Genomic DNA, 18043 nt, shown 5'->3' with positions numbered 1-18043 from the left:
GGACCTGCACCGCGACCACCCTCCGCGGCGGCAGGGAGCCGGACGCCGCCTCGATGCCGGTCGCCCCGGTCGGCATGCCGGTGCTCGGCGGCGCCGGGGAGCAGGGCGAGCCCGGGAGGATGAGGCACCGGGATCAGCGGGAAGAAGAGCGGGGGCCGTCAGTGGAACGCTCGTGCGCCGGTCACGGCCCAGGGCCGGCGCAGGTGTCGGTCAGGGCCCCAGGACCGACGCGGGTGTCGGTCAGGGCCCCAGGACCGACGCGGGTGTCGGTCCGGAGTCCTGGCACGGCGGCCGTCCCCTGGGGGACGGCCTCGGTACCGCCTCGACGGGTCAGCCCGGGGTGACGGCGGTGCGCACGTCGCCGCCGGACCGCTCCAGCCGGGCCTTGGCCTCGTCGTGGCCGCAGCTCGCCAGCAGCATCACGATCGCGGTCTTGGCGTGGCCGCCGGTGATCTCAAGGGCACGGGTCGCCGTCTCCAGATCGGTGTTCGCCGCCTCCGCCACCATCTGCCGGGCTCGCTCGACGAGCTTGTCGTTGCTCGGGCGGACGTCGACCATCAGGTTGCGGTAGGCCTTGCCGATGCGCACCATGGCGGCGGTGGAGAGCATGTTGCAGACCATCTTCTGGGCGCTGCCCCCCTTGAGGCGGGTGGAGCCGGTCAGCACCTCGGGACCGGTGACCACCTCGATGGCCACGTCGGCGTGCCGGCTGATCACGGCGTCCGCGTTGCAGGCCACCGACACGGTGCTGGCTCCGACCGAGCGGGCGTAGTCGAGGCCTCCGACCACGTAGGGGGTTCTGCCGCTGGCGGCCAGCCCGACCACGGTGTCGCGCGCTGTGAGCTTGACGCCTTCCAGTTCGGTGACGCCACCCTGAGGGTCGTCCTCCGCGCCCTCGACCGCGACGACGAAGGCGTTCGGGCCGCCGGCGAGCAGGGCGATCACCTGGTCGGGGGAGGTGCCGAAGGTGGGCGGGCACTCGACGGCGTCCAGCAGGCCGATCCTGCCGCTGGTTCCCGCGCCGAGGTAGATGAGCCGGCCGTCCTGGCGCAGTGAGTCGGCGATCAGCTCGACCGCGGCGCCGATCTGGGGGAGGGCGGCGCGTACGGCGAGAGCGACCGACTGGTCTTCGGCGTTCATGACGTCGAGCAGTTCGGCGACCGGCATGCGGTCCAGTTCGGCCGTCCGGTCGTTGCGGGTTTCGGTGCCGAGCGCACTGAGGTCCACGGTGCGGGCTTCCTTTCGTGTGGGGGCAGAGCGCGTCAGCTGTCGGCGGGCGACCGGCGGGGAGCCGGCTGCCGGGTGCGTCGGTGGATCGCGCCGTAGGTGTTCTGGAGGGCGGTGGCCACGTCGTCGTAGGAGCGTTGCGCCACTCCGACGAAGAGGCAGTCGATGAGCGCGAGTTGCGCGATGCGGCTGACGGTGGCGCCGGAGCGGAACGGAGTCTCCCGGACGCTGGTGGTGAGGACCACATCGGCGCTCTGGGCGAGGGGGGAGCGTGCGTAGTTGGTGAGGGCGATGGTGCTCGCACCGCGCTCGGCCGCGTCCCTCAAAGGCTCGATGGTGTCCTGGGTGCTCCCGGAGTGGGAGATGGCTATCGCCACGTCGCCGGGCCCGAGCAGCGCGGCCGCGGTCAGGGCGGCGTGCATGTCGGTCCAGATGAATGCCATGAGGCCGATGCGGTGCAGCTTCTGGTGCAGGTCCTGGCCCACGAAGCCGCTGGCTCCGACGCCGAAGATGTCCACCCGGCGGGCTTGACTGACCGCGTCGATGGCCCGGCCCAGTGCTTCGATGTCGATGCCGTTGCCGGTCTCCTGCAGGGCGCGGACCTCGTTGTAGATGATCTTTTCGGTGATCTGGGCGAGCGAGTCGGTGGCGCTGATGTCCGTGCTCGGGGACGGACGGTCTCCGCCGAGCGCGTCTTCGCGTGCGGCCGCGCTTGCCAGGGCCAGGCGCAGCTGGGCGTACTTCGCCAGTCCGATGGCTCGGCAGAACCGCATCACCGTGGCGCCGGAGGTCTCCGCACGGTCGCCGAGGGCGCCGATCGACAGGCTCGCGGCTTCGGCCGGGTCGGCCAGGACCGTCTCGCCCACGCGTCGTTCGGACGGCGCCAGCGACGGCAGGGCCCCGCGGATGCGCACCAGGATGTCGGCGGCCGGTTCCGGTGCCGGCTCGGCCGCGTCCTGCCGATTGACCGGGTGCGCCATGGGGTCCTCCTGAGTGGGTGGGCGCCAGCGTAGCCACGGTCCAGGGTTAGGTCAAAAAGCTACGGAACAAATGATCTTCCGTAACTTATTGACATGTGGAGGTCGACCTTCCGATACTCGCTGCACATTGGACGACCTTCAGCGGACCGTGCGGTGAATCCGAAGCGGTCCGCTCCCCGTCTTCGAAAGGAGAGCGCTCGTATGACGGCTGTGCTGGCTGTGGACCTGGGTAAGACTGGCTGCCGTGCCACGATCTGGACCGGCCACGCCGACGAACCCCGACTCGTGCGCGAGGTCCCCGGGGCCCCCGGACTCGCCGTCCCCGACGGTGTGACATCGGCGGCGGTCGCGGTCGTCGCCGCCGCCGCATCGCTGCTCGAAGACGCGGAGATCGGCCGTCTGGACGCCGTGTGCGTGGGGGCGGCGGGTGCCGCCGCCGCCCCCGACGCCGCCCGCGCTCTGGCCGATCGTCTGCTGGACCGGCTGCCCACCGACGAGGTCGCCGTCACCAGTGACGCGATCACCGCGCATGCGGGCGCCCTGGGCGCCGGCACCGGTGTCGTGCTCGCCGCGGGGACCGGGGCGGTCGCCGTCGGGGTCGGTGACGGGGGAGTGCTTGCCCGGGTCGACGGGTGGGGCCCCTGGCTGGGCGACGAGGGAAGCGGCGCGTGGATCGGCCTCGCCGGACTGCGCGCCGCGCTGCGCGCCTTTGACGGCCGGGGAGCGGACACCGCGCTGCATCAGGCGGCGATCGACATGTTCGGCGAACTCGGCCGGCTGCCGCTCGTTCTGACCGAGGAGAACAACCCCGCCCGGACCGCCGCGTCCTTCGCTCCCGTGGTCGGCCGCACGGCCGCTGCCGGAGACCGGGTCGCCGCCGAGATCATGGGGGCGGCCGCGGCCGCGCTGGGGGAGGCGGTGATCGCCGCCGCGCGGCAGATCGGGGCATCCGGCCCGGTCCCGGTCGCCATCACCGGCGGACTCGCCGGGGTCGGCGGTCCACTGCTGGATCCGCTCCGCGCCGTGATCGCCGAGTCCGGCCTGTCCTTGACCCTGCAGGCGCCGCTCGGTGATCCGCTCGACGGGGCGCGACGGCTCGCCCTCAGCAGTGACTTGCCTCACGAGTCCTTTATCACGCGTATCAGACATCACACGACGATCCCGGCGGCCCCACCGCGGTGATCGCCACATCCCCCGTCCGGCCCTGAGGCAGGGCGGGACACCGACCTACTCCGCTAACAGTCCCCCTGCTGATGCTCCGGCATCGGCCTCTCACAGCCGGTGTGAACGCACCGGCCCCTCGCAAAGGAGCGAGCCCGTGCGTCACCTGGACCTCGTGGTGATCGTCGCGTATCTCATCGCGATCGCCTGGATCGGTCTGCGCCTGTCAGGGCGGCAGAAGTCGGCGAAGGAATACTTCGTCGGCGAAGGCAAGATGCCCTGGTGGACCGTCTGTTTCTCGGTCGTGGCCACCGAGACCAGCGTGCTCACGGTCATCAGCGTGCCCGGCGCCGCCTACACCGGCGGCGGCTTCGGCAACGTCGAGCTGGCCTTCGGCTACATCGTCGGCCGCGTGATCGTCGCCACGGTGCTCATCCCCCTGTACAAGCGAGGTGGCTTCGTCAGCGCCTACCAGTACCTCGGTGACCGCTTCGGTCTGAAGCTGCAGGGCCTTGCCTCGATCACCTTCGTCTTCACGCGGCTGCTCGCCGAGGGGGTGCGCCTGTTCGCCTCGGCGATCCCGATCAAGCTCCTGCTCGACGAGCTCGGCGTGCACACCAACTTCAAGATCATCATCATCGTGCTGACCCTGATCACCGTCCTCTACACCTACATGGGCGGCATCAAGGCGGTCATCTGGACCGACGCCATCCAGATGGTCCTGTACATCGGCGGTGCGATCCTGGCGATCGTGGTCCTCAGCGGACACGTCGGCGGCGGCGGCTTCTCCGACGCCCTGCACGCCGGCCGGTTCAAGCTGTTCGACACCGACTTCGACCTGGCTCACATCATGACCAGCTCGTTCGCCCTGCCCACGGCGATCATCGGCGGTGCGATCTTCGCGATGGCCAGCCACGGCTCCGACCAGCTGATCGTCCAGCGCATCCTGGCCACCAACAGCCTGCGTGACAGCCAGAAGGCCATGATCGGCTCCGGTATCTTCGTCGCCATCCAGTTCGCCGCGTTCTCCCTCGTGGGCGCGCTGCTGTGGAGCTACAACAGCCAGAAGACCTTCGCGGACATGGGCCTGCAGAGCGCGGACAACCTGTACCCGAACTTCATCCTCCACGACCTGCCCGTGGGAGTCTCGGGCCTGCTGGTGGCCGGCATCCTCGGCGCGGCGATGGGCTCGCTGTCGTCCGCACTGAATTCGATGTCCAACTCCACCGTCTCGGACATCATCCACAGCTTCTTCAAGCGGGCTCCCTCCGACGAGACGCTGCTGAAGCTGGCCCGCGTGATGACGCTGGTGTGGGCCGTACTGATGGCGATCTTCGCCTGTGCCTTCAGCACCAGCACCGGCAACGTCTACGTCACCGGCCTGACCATCGCCGGATACACCTACGGCGCACTGCTCGGCGCGTTCCTCCTCGGCCGTCTCGTCAAGCGCTCGAACGAGATCGATGCCGTGGTCGCCTTCCTGGTCACCATCGGCGTGATGACCTATGTGGTGCGCAGCGTCAAGATCGACGTCACCGTGGCCGGGGCCACGGTGCCCACAGCCATCGCGGCGCAGTGGCTGGTCCCGCTGGGCGTCATCATCACCCTGGTGGTGGGAAGCGTGATGAGCCTGTTCCACCAGGCGCCGGCCCCGAAGCCCGCGCTGGTGCGCGACGAGGCCGAGCAGGACACCGTGACGGTGGCCTGACACACAGCGGCGCTCACACCGGCCCTGAGCCGAGGCGGTTGCGGTGCAGCACCTGCACCGCAACCGCCCTCCGCACCTTCCACACGACCTGGAGGATCCATGATTCGCGTTCCCCTGCCCGGACCCGTGCGCGGCACCGCCGCAGCTCCCGCGGGCCACTCGCTGCACGGCGACAGGGAGGCATCGTGCGCGTGATCGGCCTGATGTCCGGCACCTCCTACGACGCCATCGAAGCCGCGGCAGCCGACCTGACCTTTGAGGGCGACACGCTGGTGATGCGCCCCCTCGGCGCGTTGAGCCTCCCGTACCGCGACGACGTACGAAGCAGGATCGGTGCCGCGTTGCCTCCGGCGGCCACCACCATGGAGGACGTCTGCCGCCTGGACACCGCCCTCGGCCAGGCCTTCGCGGACGCCGCGGTTCGTGGCGTGGAAGAGCTGTGCTCCGGCAGCGCCGACCTGGTGGTGTCGCACGGCCAGACCATGCACCACTGGGTCGAGAACGGTGTGGTGCGCGGGACACTCCAGATCGGCCAGCCCGCCTGGATCGCCGAGGCCACCGGACTGCCCGTCGTCTTCGACCTGCGCAGCCGGGACGTCGCCGCCGGCGGCCAGGGCGCGCCCCTGGTCAGCATGGTCGACGCCCTGCTGCTGCGAGGCCGGGACGGCGTCCCCGCGGCGCTCAACCTGGGCGGCATCGCCAATGTGACAGTGGTCGCGCCCGACGCCGATCCGACCGCCTTCGACACCGGCCCCGCCAACGCGCTGGTGGACGCCGCCGTACGGCACTTCACCGACGGGGAGCGCGACTACGACGAGGACGGCAGGGGCGCCGCCTCGGGCCGGGTGCATCCCGGCCTGCTGGCCCGGCTGCTGAGCGACCCGTACTACCGCAGAGCGGCACCCAAGAGCACCGGCAAGGAGCTGTTCCACCTGCCGTATCTGCTGGACGCCCTGGCGGCTGAACCCGTACCGGACCAGAACGACGTCCTGGCCACGCTCACCCGGCTCACCGCCGTGACCGTCGCGGACGCCTGCCGTGCCCTCGGCGTCACCGAACTCGTCATGTCCGGCGGCGGCGTCCGCAATCCCGTGATGACCGCGATGATCGGCGAAGAACTGCCCGGCGTGCGACTCTTGGTCAGTGACGACCTCGGTGTGTCGTCCACCGCCAAGGAAGCCCTGGCCTTCGCCGTCCTGGGGTTCCTGACAGCCCACGGACTGCCGGGCGTGGTGCCCTCGTGCACCGGTGCCCGCCACTCCTCGGTACTCGGCAGCATCACTCCGGGCCGCGGGCCACTGCAGCTGCCCGTGGCGGCGACTCAGCCGCGAACTCTGCGGGTCGTCGGCTAGACCCCTGTCCGGGCGGGCCGCGAGCCGGACAGCGCCGCCCGGACGGACCCGCGCGATGCCGCCCCTTCGCCGGGACGGACCCGCGCGATGCCGCGATGCCGCACCCTCGCCTGTTTCTCCAGCCTGCCGGTGGTCCCCGGACCGCCCCGAGTTGTTTCGAAGGACCCATGAGCCCCTCAGCCGTGATCCCTCCGCCGCCCGCCGACGGCAACCGCGCGACCGACCTGGCTGAGCTGCTGCGTGGCTGTGTCAGCGACCCCGCCAGAGTGCGCACCGGTGTGCCCCAGCGGGCCGCCGCGGCGCACGACGCGTCCCACTATCTCCTCGACCCGCAAGCCGTCGTACGCGCGGCGTCCGCCACCGAGGTGGGGGCGCTGATGGCCGCCGCACGTACCGCGGGCCTTCCGCTGACCTTGCGCTCCGGCGGCACCAGCCTCTCGGGGCAGGCCGGCGGCGACGGCGTCCTGGTCGATGTGCGCACCCACTGGCGCGGCGCCGAGGTACTCGACGACGGTCTGCGCATCCGGGTCAAGCCCGGGACGACCGTCCGCCAGGTGAACGCCCGGCTCGCGCGCTACGGCCGCCGACTCGGCCCCGACCCCGCGAGCGAGTCCGCCTGCACCATCGGCGGGGTGGTGGCCAACAACTCCAGCGGCATGAACTGCGGGACCCAGGACAACACCTATCGCACGCTGGAGTCGCTGCAGTTCGTCCTGCCCTCCGGCACCGTCGTCGACTCCGGGGCCAAGGACGCGGACGACCTTCTGCTCGCCCGCGAGCCCGAACTCCACGCCGGGCTGGTCCGGTTGCGCGACCGGGTCCGTGGCTCGGCGCAGTCCCGAGCCATCATCGAGCACCAGTTCTCCATGAAGAACACCATGGGCTACGCGCTCAACTCCTTCCTCGACCACACCCGTCCGGTCGACGTGCTGGCCCATCTCATGATCGGCAGCGAAGGCACCCTGGGCTTCGTGTCCGAGGCCGTGTTCCGTACCGTCCCGGTCCTCCCGCACGCCGCCACCGGACTGCTTGTACTGGCGAGCCTGGCCGAGGCCACGGACGCGCTGCCGGCACTGCTCGCGGCAGGTGCCCGCACCGCCGAACTGCTCGACGCGGCCGCCCTGCGCGTGGCGCAGCTCGACGCCGACGCGGACGAGGAGCTGCGCGGCCTGCGGGTCGAGCGACACGCAGCGCTCCTGGTCGAATTCGCCGAGGACTCCGCCGAGCAACTGGAGTCGGTGGTGGAAGCCGCGCGCCCGGCCCTGTCCCGGATCCCGGTCGCCGGTGGCGGACGACTCACCCGCGACCCGAAGGCCCGTGCGCGACTGTGGCACCTGCGCAAGGGTCTCTACACCGCGGTCGCCGCCGCGCGCCCGGCCGGCACCACGGCGCTCCTGGAGGACGTCGCGGTACCGATGCCGCGGCTCACCGAGACCTGCGAAGGTCTCATCGGCCTCTTCGACCGGCACGGATACGAGAACACGGTCATCTTCGGCCACGCCCGCGACGGCAACGTGCACTTCATGCTCACCCAGGACTTCGACTCCGCCGCCGAGATCGACCGCTACGCCCGCTTCACCGACGACATGGTCGACCTGGTCCTCGACGCGGGCGGCACACTCAAGGCCGAGCACGGCACCGGCCGCGTCATGGCTCCCTACGTCCGGCGCCAGTACGGCGACGAGCTGTACGGCGTGATGCGCGAGGTCAAACAGCTCTGCGACCCGTCGGGCGTCCTCAACCCCGGGGTCGTCCTGGACGACGACCCGACCGCTCACCTGCGGCACCTCAAGGCCGTTCCCCCCGTCGACCCCGAGCTCGACCGCTGCGTCGAGTGCGGGTACTGCGAGCCGGTCTGCCCCACCGCCGACACCACCACCACACCGCGCCAACGCATCGTCCTGCAACGGGAGATCGCCCTTGCCGTCGCGAGCGGCGACGAGAAGCGCCGTCAGGAGCTCGAAGCCGACTACACCTACGCGGCCGTGGACAGCTGCGCCGCCGACAGTCTGTGTGTCACCGCCTGCCCCGTGGTCATCGACACCGGCGCGGTGATGAAGCGACTGCGCAGCGAACGGCACGGCACCCTCGCCCAGTCCGTCGGCAAGGCGACCGCCAACCACTGGGGGACCGCCCTCAAGGGCGTTCGGCTCGGGCTCACCGCCGCCCACGCCATGCCCACCCCTGTGACGCGCGCTGCCACCGGGGCCATGCGCCGTCTCGGCGCGTCCGAACTGGTGCCGGCCTGGACCAAGGACGTGCCGCGCAGCGGCGAGCCGCGCCCCGCCGCCCGTGAGCCTGAGCAAGCGCGGGCGGTGTTCTTCGCGGCGTGCATCGGGACCGTGTTCGCCCCGGAGGGCGAGCAAGCGGGAGATGACCGTCCACGTGGAGCCGCCGGAGCGTTCCTGGCTCTGTGCGAACGGGCGGGCGTCCCGGTCACCGTCCCCGCGGGACTGGACGGGCTGTGCTGCGGTACTCCGTGGCAGTCCAAGGGCTTCACCGACGGCCACCGGGCCATGGCCGAACGCACCCTGGAGGTCCTCTGGGAGGCGACCGGCCACGGCAGGCTGCCGGTGGTCTGTGACGCCTCCTCCTGCACGCACGGACTGGAGCAGCTCACCGGCGCGTTGCCACCGGAGGAACGTGGGCGCTATCAGGGTCTGCGCATCGTCGACAGCGTGGAGTTCGCCGTCGAACATCTCCTCCCGGCGTTGCCGGAGCCACGCCGACTGGACTCCATGGCGCTGCATCCCACGTGTTCCACCGTGCACCTGGACATCAACGGCGCGCTGCGGGCACTCGCGGACGCGGTGTCCACCGACGTCATGGTGCCCGACAGCTGGAGCTGCTGCGCCTTCGCCGGAGACAGGGGACTGCTCCATCCCGAGATCACCGCCGGTGCCACCGCCGCCCAGGCCGCGGAGGTGACGGAACGTGAGCACGACGCCTACGCCTCGTGCAACCGCACCTGCGAGATGGGCATGACCCGGGCCACGGGCAGGCCGTACCGGCACATCCTGGAACTGCTCGAAGAAGCCACACGCTGACTGCAGGCGCTGCCCGGTGCCCTGCCTACGACAGCCTGAACCGGGCCGTCACCCACCTGGTCCGGCGTCGGCCGACCCTCGGGTCGGTCGCGCCACCTCACAGCCGCCGGACGCGCAGCACTCCGGTCAGCATCGGGAGAGTGAACTCGCCGAGGGCGGTCTCCGGTCTCCTCGCGAGGAATGCGCGGATCCGGCCCAGTGTGGCTACTCGCTCCTGTGCCGGCATGACCAGCACCCCCGCGCGCGTCGCGAGGGTCGCCACGAGAGAGTCGGCGGTGCGGCGCTGCCCGTGCGGGAACTCGGCCTGTTCCGGCGAGCCGAACCGGCCGGCCACGCCGGTCTCCTTCGGAAGGTGCGCGCCGGCCGTCTCCGCGCGCCAACTGGTGGGTGTGTCACGCGGGCCGACGGCCGCGCTCCCGCCGACCCGTGCGAGCGCGGCGACCCACTCGACCCGGTCGTCCATGACGTTCCACAGGCCGGCCAGCACACCACGGGGTGCGAGGACCCTGGCGATCTCGGGTCCTGCGACGGCCATGTCGAACCAGTGCATGGCGTTGCCGGCCAGCACGGCATCGACGGACGCGTCCGGGAGCGGTATCGCCTCGGCGCTGCCCGGCAGGGCACGGACACTCGGCAGCGAGCGGCGCAGCTCGGTCAGCATCGCCGGGTCGGGTTCGACCGCGGTGACTTCGGCACCCAGCGCGACCAGAGTGGCGGTGAGCTTGCCGGTTCCTGCGCCGAGGTCGAGCACGCGCGGGCCGGGCGCGGGCCCGAGCGCCCAGCGCACCGCGGCCTGCGCGTAGTCCGGACGGTGCTCGTCGTACGCCACCGCCGCCGCGCCGAACGACGAGGCGTGAAGCAGCCGTTCGTCCCTGTCCACGCCTCACCGTATCGGTGCTGCCGGCGGTCGACCACCCCGCCTCACCAGGATGTCGACGGCCACCCGACTACGAACCTCGCGCTCACCTGGGAAGTCCCTCCGGCTGGTGCGCGACCTCGGGTGAGCGGCGGATGCGCGGCGGGAGCCGCAATGGCCTGCCGTTGCCGGCCACTTGGGAACCTGTGGGCACTTCGAGGTCGTCCCGCGGACGCGTCGCGGCCCGGTTCGAGATGGTTCCGGGCCTCGGCGCGGTGGGCTCATCGCGCCGAAGCCCGGACAGGGAGTGGGACGGGATGTCAGGCGGTCAGCCGTACCGGCAGTTCGAAGAGGTCGTTCTGGGTCACGACCGGCTTGTTCCGCAGCGCCGACGCGGGCACTGCCAGGTCCAGCTGCGGGAAGCGGGCGTACAGGGCGGGCAGCGCCACGCCGGCCTCGAGGCGGGAGAGCGCTGCTCCTGGGCATACGTGGGGGCCGTGGCCGAAGGAGATGTGGCGGGTACGCGTGTCGCGGGTCACGTCGAAGTCTCCGGCGGTGGGACCGTGTGCCTGTTCGTCTCGGCCCAGCGCCCCGTAGGACACGATGAGCGCGTCTCCTGCCGGGATGACCTTGTCGCCGACGGGGACGTCCTCGGTCGCGAAGCGGATCAGCACGTGCGAGGTCGGCGTCGACCAGCGCAGCGTCTCCTCGACCACCGCCGACCAGTCCACCGTGCCTGACAGGACCATGGCCTTCTGATCGGGGTGGGTGGAGAGGTTGACGACCGCGTTGACGATGAGAGAGATGGTGGTCTCGTGGCCGGCGGCGACCATCAACTGCAGGGTGGAGACGATTTCCTCGTCGGTGAGCTGGTCGCCGTTCTCGGAGGCGAGGACGAGCGCGCTCGTCAGGTCGTCCCCGGGTTCCGCGCGTTTCGCCGCTACCGTCTCGGCCATGATGCCGGCGAGTTCGACGAGGGTGGCGATGACCTCCTCGGGCGGGGTCTGAGTCGAGAAGAACTTCTCGAACAGGACCTTCAGCCGGGGAAGTCGGGATTCGTCGATGCCCATGAGATCTGCCACGACGTACATCGGCAGCGGATAGGCGAAGGCTGCCTTCAGGTCGACGACGTCAGCGTCCGCGGGCAGTCGGTCCAGCAGCTGCTCGGTCAGCTCGGCGATGCGGGCGCGCATGGCCTCCACTCGGCGTGGGGTGAGTGCCTGGGCGACGAGTGTGCGCATCCGGCGGTGGTCGGCGCCGTCCACGGTCAGCATGGAACGGCCCGGGTTGGCCAGTCCGATCAGCGGCCAGTCCTGCGGGATCTCTCCGCGCTGCCAGGCACCCCACACGTTGATGTCCTTGACCAGGCGCGGATCAGTCAGCAGTGCCTTGGCCTCGGCATGGTGGGTGACGGCCCACACGGGAACGTTTCCGGGCAGTTCGACCGCGACCAGGGGGCCCGCGGCGCGTAGCTTCGCGCTCTCGCCGTCCAGGTCGTTGACGAACGGGTCGAGTGCGATCCGTGATGCTTCGGTGCCGGTCGTCATGCTCGGTTTCCTCCCAGGGCGGGGGTGGGTGTGAAATGCACGGGCAGCTCGGTCAGTCCGCGCAGCCAGGGCGAGGGGCGACGGGTCAGGGATTCGGCGGGAATCGCCAGATCGATGTCGGGCAGCCGGTCGAGGACCACTTCGATACCCGTCCGGGCGATGACCTCGGCGACTTCCTGAGCCGGGAAGGGACAGCGGTGCTCGCCGTGACCGAACGAGAAGTGCGCGCTGTTGCCGCCGGTGAGGGCGGAGCCGTCGGTGCGTACCTGCGGGTCGGAGTTGGCGGCCTGCAGGCCCAGGAGCAGCAGGTCTCCTGCCCGGATGTGGTGGCCGCCGAGGTGGGTGTCGCGTGAGGCCCAGCGGCCGGCGACGTTCTGGGTGGGCGTGTCCTCCCAGAGGACTTCGTTCATGGCCTCGGCGACGCTGTGGCGGCCGCCGAACAGGGAGGCGGCGAAGCGGTCGTCGGTGAGCATCAGACGCAGGGAGTTGCCGATCCAGTCGGCGGTGGGCTGGTGCCCGGCGGCCATCATCACCATGAGGTCCTGGGCGATCTCCTCGTCGGAGAACCCACTGTCGTCGGCCAGCATGCGCGAGACGACGTCGTGGGCGGGTTCGGCCCGGCGTCCGGCCAGCAACTCCGCCATGGACGCGGCCAGATGGGACTGACCCGCGAGGGCCCGCTCCCGGCCGTCGATCATGTCGTTGAGCGCGGTGACCAGCCCGGGGCCGTCCTCGTCGGAGAACCCGTACAACTGGGCCAGGACGCGTACCGGCAGCAGCATGGCGTACTGGCCGATGAGGTCGGCTCGACCCAGCGGGGAGACGGAGTCGATGAGTTCGTCGGCGAACCGTTCGGCGTGGCCGCGCAGTTCGTACGGGTCGGTCCCTTCCAGAGCGTTGCTGATCATGGCGGCGCGCTCGCGGTGCCGCTCGCCCACGGTGTACAGGATGGAGGGCTGCTTGCGGCCGATCATGGGCAGCAGGGGCCAGTCGCCGGGAATGGAGTCCCACTGGTTCCACAGGTCCGAATCGCGACTGAAGAGGACCGGGTCGCCGGTCACCTGGTGCAGTTCGCGGTAGCCGAGTACGAGCCATGCCGGTACGCCGCCGTCCAGCAGCACCGGTGTGACGGCGCCGTGGTCGCGGCGCATCTCCCTGTACAGCAGGGCGGGTTCGGTCTGGAAACGGGGACCGCTGAGCGGAACGGCGTCGGTGGTCACGCGAACTCCCGTGGGGAGGCGACAGCGCGGGCCGTCTGCCCGGCGTAACGGTTCTTGATGTGTCGGACCAGGGTGATGAGCACCTGCTTGCTGGACTCGCGTGAGCGGGCGTCACAGTCGACCAGCGGCACGTGCGGATCGAGGTCGAGGGCCGCACGGACGTCGGCGTGGGTGTGGCGGACGTCGCCGAAGTCGTTGCAGGCGACGATGAACGGTGTCCCGTGACGTTCGAGGCGGTCGATCGCGTACCAGGAGTCGTCGATGCGGCGGGTGTCGACGAGGACGACCGCGCCGAGGGTGCCGGAGAACAGCCGGTCCCACAGGAACCAGAAGCGTTCCTGGCCCGGTGCGCCGAACAGGTAGAGGATGTTGCGCGCGTCGAGTGTGATGCGGCCGAAGTCGAAGGCGACGGTGGTGGCGCTCTTCCCGCGCACCTCGCTGATGTCGTCCACCGTCTCGCCGGCCCGGGTCATCGTCTCCTCGGTGTTGAGGGGGCGGATCTCGCTCACCGAACGGACCATGGTCGTCTTGCCGACGCCGAAACCGCCCACGATGACGATCTTCAGACCGTTGTCGGCGGTGGCACCCAGGGGGGTGCGCACGTCAGATATTGCGGAGTCCAACGAGCACCTGCTCCAGGAGGTCGGGGTCGGGAAGGGCCGATCCGCGGGGATGGCGTGCGCTGACGCGGCCTGTCGCGAGAAGGTCGGACAGCAGAATCTTGGTGATGCTCACCGGCAGGCCGAGTTCCGCGGCGACCTCCACCACGGCGGTGGGGGCTTGCGTGATCCGCAGGATCGTGGCGTGCTCCGACTGCATGCCGGCCGACGGCTCGCACTCGGCCACCACCAGCGTGACCAGATCGAAGGGGCTGTCCGGTCCGGGTCTGCTGCGTCCGCCGGTGAGGGTGTAGAGGCGGTCGGGGGCGTCGTCCCTGCCGGGGCGGCTCATGCGGTGCGAGGCGGGGCCGTCAGGTGCTCGCCGAGCTGCTCCACCAGCTCGCTCATGTTGTGTCCGATCAGCCCGGCGTCGGCTTCCTCGGTGGTCACCACGGCAAGGTGGGCGCCCTCGCCGGCCTCGACGATGAAGAGGGTTCCGCCGTAGAACTCGGTCATCGACGAGCGCACGCCGCCGCTGCCGTCGCCGAACTCCACCGAGGCGCCGTGCGCCAGCGCCTGGATTCCGGAGGCGATGGCGGCCAGGTGGTCTGCCTGGTCGACCGTCAACTCCTTCGTGCGGCAGAGCTTCAGCCCGTCGCGGGAGAGCACCAGTGCGTGGCGGGCACCCGGAGTGCGCTCCAGGAGTCCTTCGATGAGCCAGGTGAGCTTCTCGTCGACGGTGGTCGTGCCGGTCATGAGGTGGTGTCGCCTTCCGGGTGTCTGGGGGAGCGGGACGAGATATCGGGTGCCGTCTCGGACGATGCAGACCGTGCGGCCTGCGCCTGCTGAGGAGTCGGCGGCAGTGGGTGGTGGCCGGAGGTCTCTCCGGGAGTGGTGCGTACGGCCTGACGGAAGGCGCCGAAGCGGTCGGCCCTGGTACGGATGTCACCCGCGGCGGGCTCCGTCCGATGTTCGGTGTCCCGGGGTACCGAGCGAGCCTGCTCCGCGGCGGCGAGCGTACGGCCCCGGCGTCGTCTGGGCAGGCCGGAGGGTCCGTCCGGCGCCTCCTCATCCGTAGCGTCGCGGCCGGTGGCAGGCGTGGCGGACACGGTGTCGGCCGGAGGTTGCCGTACCGACGGGGCGGCCGGCTGAGGCTGCGCCGGCGAGGTGGAACGCGGCTCGGGCGCGGCGGTGGTGAGGATGTCCTGTGGGATGAGCACCAGCACACCGGTGCCGCCGCGCGCGGAGGGACGGAACGACACCTTCAGCCCGTACTTGCGCGCCAGGCGGCCGACCACGGCAAGACCCAGCCGGGTACCGGTGAGCCCGCCCAGTCCGGTCGCACCGCCGGACACGGCCTGTTCCGCCCGGCGCAGCTGGACATCGCCCATGACGAGCCCGCTGTCCTCCACGGAGACGATGGCACCCGCGGGAACCTCTTCGACGTAGACATGGACCTCGGCGTTGGGCGGCGAGAAGTTGGCCGCGTTGTCCAGGAGTTCCGCCAGAGCGTGCATGACTCCCTCGGCGGCGTGTCCCGCGACAGCGCTGTCGCTCACGGAGTGCAGCCGGATGCGCTGGTAACCGCCGATACGGCCCATGGCGCCGCGCAGGATGGACTCCATACGGATAGGACGCGCCCACCGACGCCCGGAGCGCGCGCCCGTGAGGACCGCGACCGAGTCCGCGAGACGACCCGCCTGCGCCGTGCGGTGGTCCAGGTGGAGCAGGTCGGCCAGGACCTCCTCGTCGCTGTGCCGTTCTTCCATCGCCCGCAGGTCGGCGAGGGTGCCGGTGGCCAGCGCCTGCATACGAGCCGCCGCGTTCGCGGTCGCGGAGAGTGCCGCGGCCCGCTCGCCGGCGGCTTGCTCGAGCTGCGCGGACAGTCGCCGCACCTCGTCGGCCAGCCGCGCCCGCTCGGCCTCGCCCGCCTGCACGAGCCGGTCACGCTCGGCCGCGGCGGCGTCACCGAGGTCCTGCTTCTCCTGCCGCCACCGCTCAGCCGAACGCACTCCCTCTTCGACGGCGCGCTGTGCCTCGGCTGCCGTGATGCGGTGCGCGGCACGGTCGGCCCGTGCGGCCCGCAGTCCGTACGCGGCGACCGTCACCGACGCGCACAGCAGCAGCGCGGAAATGCCCGCGCACCAGCCGAGCGGGCCGCGTACGGAGGACGGCGCCGCGGCGACGGCCCAGGCGACGACGAGAGCCGAGGCGGCCGCGGTGGCAAGGAAGACGGGGAGCAGGGATCGGAGGGTGGGGCGGTCGCCGTGGGCGGCGGGCGCGGTCATCAATCGGTTCCTCGACTGGCCACGTCGTATTGCGGCCCTCGTGTCGTTCTGGGGAAAATTACGTGCGGAAAACCACGGGTGTCGATCAACAAGGCGTCACTATACGAGAGTTTGCGATCAAGGTGAGAGGGTCTCGCGTGCACGGCCGGCCACCCCGCGAGCAGACGGTGGTGACGAGTCGGACATGAGGTGTGTCGCACGCTTCGTGGACGGCGCTGGGTGACTTCGACAGCGCCGCTCACCGACAAGGGGAGCTGTCCGGGCTGCCTCGCCGACGCCCACTTCTCGAAGCAGTCGCCAGGGACGAGCACCGGCGCCCTCGGGTGCGGCGGTCGGCGATCGAGGGCCCGGTCTCTTCCTGGGTCTGTGGGACATCGGCGGCGAGGGCCGAGGTCGGTCTCGCCCCGCAGACGTCGCCTGCCGCGTGGGAGCAGAAGGAAGCGACCTCGAACCACGTCCTGGCTCGCTCGACCCGGATGGGCCGGGTATCACACCGGCCCTGCCCCGCATCCGGTCGGAACTCGCGGGCCCCGCCGCAGCGGTCGCCTCAAGAGCATCGCCGACGACGAGGAACTGCGGCGCGCCCGCCGGGCCATCCTGCCGCGGTCGATGTACTGAGCCCGGCCGCCGGGGCGGTGAGGGGTATGGGCAAGGTCAGGGGCATGTGCGCTGACGGCCCGTTCACTCTGCCAGGAAGCGGCCGATCGGCGGTTTCACCGCGGTGAGCGTCGCGTAGACCACGATGTTGCTCCGGTATCCGGCGTTCTTGACGTAGCCGCCGCAGGTGATCAGCCGTAGCTCGGGCCGTTCGGAGCCGCCGTAGACCTTCTTGTTGGGGAACCTCGCCTTGTCGTAGACCTCGACCGCGTCCACGGTGAACATGGCCGTGCGCCCGTCTGCCCGGCTGATCTCGATCATGTCGCTCTTGGCGAGGGCGCCGAGGTCGTAGAAGACGCCGGGGCCGCCCGTGCGCAGGTCCACATGGCCCGCGATCACGGCGGTGCCTGCCGAACCGGGTGCCGGGCCCTTGCCGTACCAGCCGGCGAGGTTGGGGTTGTCGCCGGGCGGAGGCCGCAGCGCCCCCGCCTTGTCGAGATCCAGCGTGGTCATGGGGGCGTTCACGCTGATGGCGGGGACGCGAAGCCGGACCGGCTTCGACCGGGGCAGCGGCTGGACGGTGGGGTGCGTCGCCGGGGCGGTGCGGCCGGGCCTGCTGCCTGCTGACGGAGTGGCGAAGGCCTGGCCGGCCGCAGGCTGTGGTGGCTGCCTGTCGAGCATCGCGCCGATCACCAGCACGCTGCCCGTCACCAGTGCCACGACCAGATACTTGACCGGGGGGACGAACACGGGTGGGGGCGCGCCGGCCTTGTGCCAGGGTTTCGTCGCGGTCGAGTCTCTTGCCTGCGGCCGGGTGGGGTTCATTCCGTCCTCGGGGCGAGTGCGGTGTCCGGCCGGTGTGGCAGGAGCTGGGCGGTCAGGTTCGGCTGCTGTGCGAGCGGCGGCGCATCCTGACCAGCCCCCCGGCGGTGGCTGTGGCGAGCAGTGCACCGCCCACGACGATCTGTGTATCGGTGTCCTTGGCGGCTCCGAAGCCGGCTTCGACGGCGCCGTTCGGTTCCCGTCCGTTGATCTGGTAGGTATCCGTGAGCTTGGTCCGTGGCGGGCACTTCACGGTGACAGTGTCGGTGTCGGGTCCTCCGTCTCCCGGGATCTGGAATTCGCCGGTGAGCTCACCCGCGCGGTCACCTTCGAACATGTGGAACTGCCCTCCCGCCTCCGACTCGCCCTTGCCGTAGGTCACGTCCGGGCCGCAGGCCGTGGTGGTGACGGTGACGGTAGAGCCAGGGGAGCCATTCCCCGGGCGGATGTCGAGATCTGAGTCATCGGAGGCGGAAGCGGCCGGACTCTGCAGAGCCAGGACACCGATGACCAGGCCGATGCCGACGCCAACGTGGTTGTTTCGCAAGGGAATCCTCCAACAGAGCAGTGGCCGGCCTGTCTGCGCGGCGCCCCTGTTCTGCTCCACCGACCAGGCAACCGACAGTCCGTCAGCTCCGC

At 70.8% G+C, this 18043-nt stretch carries 15 protein-coding genes; 4 read left to right on the top strand and 11 right to left on the bottom strand.

Annotation, left to right across the window (positions count from 1 at the left end; translation table 11 throughout):
- Positions 1-330: 330 nt before the first annotated feature.
- Positions 331-1227 carry an N-acetylmuramic acid 6-phosphate etherase gene (murQ, locus tag ACFV0T_RS37350; RefSeq protein ID WP_385789248.1) on the bottom strand — a complete coding sequence of 299 codons (897 nt, stop codon included), beginning with the start codon at positions 1225-1227 and terminating at the stop codon, positions 331-333.
- Between the two features lie 35 nt (positions 1228-1262).
- The gene (locus ACFV0T_RS37345; RefSeq protein WP_385789246.1) at positions 1263-2207 is read right to left on the bottom strand and encodes a MurR/RpiR family transcriptional regulator; all 945 of its coding nucleotides are present in this window, start codon (positions 2205-2207) and stop codon (positions 1263-1265) included.
- 201 nt (positions 2208-2408) lie between these two features.
- Between ACFV0T_RS37345 and ACFV0T_RS37340 the strand changes: the two genes are divergently transcribed.
- From ACFV0T_RS37340 to ACFV0T_RS37325, 4 genes are all read left to right on the top strand, one after another.
- Positions 2409-3389 carry an N-acetylglucosamine kinase gene (locus ACFV0T_RS37340; protein WP_385789244.1) on the top strand — a complete coding sequence of 327 codons (981 nt, stop codon included), beginning with the start codon at positions 2409-2411 and terminating at the stop codon, positions 3387-3389.
- 136 nt (positions 3390-3525) lie between these two features.
- A complete protein-coding gene (locus ACFV0T_RS37335; protein ID WP_385789242.1) occupies positions 3526-5076 on the top strand; it encodes a sodium:solute symporter in 1551 nt (516 codons plus the stop codon).
- 185 nt (positions 5077-5261) lie between these two features.
- Positions 5262-6428, top strand: a complete 1167-nt coding sequence (locus ACFV0T_RS37330) for an anhydro-N-acetylmuramic acid kinase (protein ID WP_385789240.1) — start codon at positions 5262-5264, stop codon at positions 6426-6428.
- Positions 6429-6595: 167 nt separating this feature from the next.
- Entirely contained in the window at positions 6596-9475 is a 2880-nt protein-coding gene (locus ACFV0T_RS37325; RefSeq protein ID WP_385789238.1) for an FAD-binding and (Fe-S)-binding domain-containing protein, read from the top strand.
- A gap of 97 nt (positions 9476-9572) precedes the next feature.
- Here the strand turns inward: ACFV0T_RS37325 and ACFV0T_RS37320 are convergent, their stop codons facing one another.
- The 9 genes from ACFV0T_RS37320 to ACFV0T_RS37280 form a co-directional block, all read right to left on the bottom strand.
- Positions 9573-10355: a class I SAM-dependent methyltransferase gene (locus ACFV0T_RS37320; RefSeq protein WP_385789236.1), complete on the bottom strand. Its 783-nt coding sequence runs from the start codon at positions 10353-10355 to the stop codon at positions 9573-9575.
- Between the two features lie 296 nt (positions 10356-10651).
- Positions 10652-11878 (bottom strand): cytochrome P450, encoded by a 1227-nt coding sequence (locus tag ACFV0T_RS37315; RefSeq protein WP_385789234.1) that lies wholly within the window; start codon positions 11876-11878, stop codon positions 10652-10654.
- The gene (locus ACFV0T_RS37310) at positions 11875-13098 is read right to left on the bottom strand and encodes a cytochrome P450 (protein WP_385789232.1); all 1224 of its coding nucleotides are present in this window, start codon (positions 13096-13098) and stop codon (positions 11875-11877) included. The genes ACFV0T_RS37315 and ACFV0T_RS37310 overlap by 4 nt, the downstream gene beginning before the upstream one ends.
- The gene (locus ACFV0T_RS37305; RefSeq protein ID WP_385789253.1) at positions 13095-13688 is read right to left on the bottom strand and encodes an ATP/GTP-binding protein; all 594 of its coding nucleotides are present in this window, start codon (positions 13686-13688) and stop codon (positions 13095-13097) included. The genes ACFV0T_RS37310 and ACFV0T_RS37305 overlap by 4 nt, the downstream gene beginning before the upstream one ends.
- 13 nt (positions 13689-13701) lie before the next feature.
- A complete protein-coding gene (locus ACFV0T_RS37300) occupies positions 13702-14049 on the bottom strand; it encodes a DUF742 domain-containing protein (protein WP_385789230.1) in 348 nt (115 codons plus the stop codon).
- Positions 14046-14453, bottom strand: coding sequence for a roadblock/LC7 domain-containing protein (locus ACFV0T_RS37295; protein ID WP_385789228.1), 408 nt, complete (start codon positions 14451-14453; stop codon positions 14046-14048). Before ACFV0T_RS37295 ends, ACFV0T_RS37300 begins: the two co-directional genes overlap by 4 nt.
- Entirely contained in the window at positions 14450-15985 is a 1536-nt protein-coding gene (locus ACFV0T_RS37290) for an ATP-binding protein (protein WP_385789226.1), read from the bottom strand. The genes ACFV0T_RS37295 and ACFV0T_RS37290 overlap by 4 nt, the downstream gene beginning before the upstream one ends.
- A gap of 681 nt (positions 15986-16666) precedes the next feature.
- A complete protein-coding gene (locus ACFV0T_RS37285; protein ID WP_385789251.1) occupies positions 16667-17263 on the bottom strand; it encodes a class F sortase in 597 nt (198 codons plus the stop codon).
- A gap of 196 nt (positions 17264-17459) precedes the next feature.
- Positions 17460-18011 carry a sortase gene (locus tag ACFV0T_RS37280; protein WP_385789224.1) on the bottom strand — a complete coding sequence of 184 codons (552 nt, stop codon included), beginning with the start codon at positions 18009-18011 and terminating at the stop codon, positions 17460-17462.
- Between the last annotated feature and the right edge of the window lie 32 nt (positions 18012-18043).

Origin of the sequence: Streptomyces sp. NPDC059582, from assembly GCF_042735715.1 — a bacterium.
Taxonomy (GTDB): domain Bacteria; phylum Actinomycetota; class Actinomycetes; order Streptomycetales; family Streptomycetaceae; genus Streptomyces.
Note: the sequence above shows the minus strand (reverse complement) of the source record. Positions and strands in the feature narration are given on the sequence as shown.

Excerpts from the sequence above, each read along its gene's own strand:
- ACFV0T_RS37345 (WP_385789246.1), bottom strand. The coding sequence starts at position 2,207 with ATGGCGCACCCGGTCAATCGGCAGGACGCGGCCGAGCCGGCACCGGAA.
- ACFV0T_RS37340 (WP_385789244.1), top strand. The coding sequence starts at position 2,409 with ATGACGGCTGTGCTGGCTGTGGACCTGGGTAAGACTGGCTGCCGTGCC.
- ACFV0T_RS37325 (WP_385789238.1), top strand. The coding sequence starts at position 6,596 with ATGAGCCCCTCAGCCGTGATCCCTCCGCCGCCCGCCGACGGCAACCGC.
- ACFV0T_RS37315 (WP_385789234.1), bottom strand. The coding sequence starts at position 11,878 with ATGACGACCGGCACCGAAGCATCACGGATCGCACTCGACCCGTTCGTC.
- ACFV0T_RS37300 (WP_385789230.1), bottom strand. The coding sequence starts at position 14,049 with ATGAGCCGCCCCGGCAGGGACGACGCCCCCGACCGCCTCTACACCCTC.
- ACFV0T_RS37295 (WP_385789228.1), bottom strand. The coding sequence starts at position 14,453 with ATGACCGGCACGACCACCGTCGACGAGAAGCTCACCTGGCTCATCGAA.
- ACFV0T_RS37290 (WP_385789226.1), bottom strand. The coding sequence starts at position 15,985 with ATGACCGCGCCCGCCGCCCACGGCGACCGCCCCACCCTCCGATCCCTG.
- ACFV0T_RS37285 (WP_385789251.1), bottom strand. The coding sequence starts at position 17,263 with ATGCTCGACAGGCAGCCACCACAGCCTGCGGCCGGCCAGGCCTTCGCC.